Below are 807 nucleotides of genomic sequence, written 5' to 3'. Positions count from 1 at the left end.
TGGCAAGACCTGCATATGAGTTTTCTCAAAGTCGCGAGTTTGCCGCTGTCTTGAAATGTGAAAGCTTTTTAGTTCGTGCTAAGCTGATAAGCCGGATTGGAGTGTTTCTAGAAAAAAAAGGGCAGGGTAAAATTCAATTAAGTAGTGCTAGCTCTGGAGAGTTATCGTTAATTTGTTCTTTGATATTTTTGTCTGTAAGTGTTAGGCAGAACTCGATAGTTCTTGTTGATGAGCCGGAAAATAGTTTGCATCCAGCTTGGCAACGTGAATATGTTGGTAAAGTCATTGCTGCATTAGCATATCGAAACGTATCTGTGATAGTAGCCACACATTCCCCGCTTGTTGTGTCAGGCGCTCTGGTAGAACACTCGAACCTAGTCACTGTCCATCAGATGACAAGCTCTGGGCCCATGCGGCTGCGCCTTGATCATGAGTCTACCAGCAGTACTGGAATCGAAGCGATTCTCTGGAGAGCATTTGACGTTGTGACACCTGCTAACCATTTCGTTAGCGAGGTTATCGTAGATGCTATGAACAAATTTGAACGAAACCTTATGAGTAAGACGGAGTTGACTTATTTAGTTGAGGCGATGCGAGAAAAAAGTTTTGATCGTCAGCAGGAGGATTTTTTCGATGCTGTTATGGGGTTGGTAGAAAAGGTGGATAAGAAAAAAGAAAATAAATCACAAGGTGGTGTCTAAAAAATGGTAGACGCGTACCTTCCTTGCTTGACTGAAATACAGCTAACGGACGATGAGAAGTCTGCAATCAAAGCAGCACTTTACTCAGCTAATCCATGGGATGAAG

At 42.8% G+C, this 807-nt stretch carries 1 protein-coding gene; it reads left to right on the top strand.

The window, feature by feature from the left end; all coding sequences use genetic code 11:
• The coding region (locus K675_RS32580; protein ID WP_037007223.1) for an ATP-binding protein at positions 1-701 on the top strand (701 nt) is incomplete at its 5' end.
• Positions 702-807 lie beyond the last annotated feature (106 nt).

Source organism: Pseudomonas fuscovaginae SE-1, from assembly GCF_000364705.1.
Taxonomy (GTDB): Bacteria; Pseudomonadota; Gammaproteobacteria; order Pseudomonadales; family Pseudomonadaceae; genus Aquipseudomonas; species Aquipseudomonas fuscovaginae_A.
This window is presented reverse-complemented; position numbering and strand designations above follow the sequence as displayed.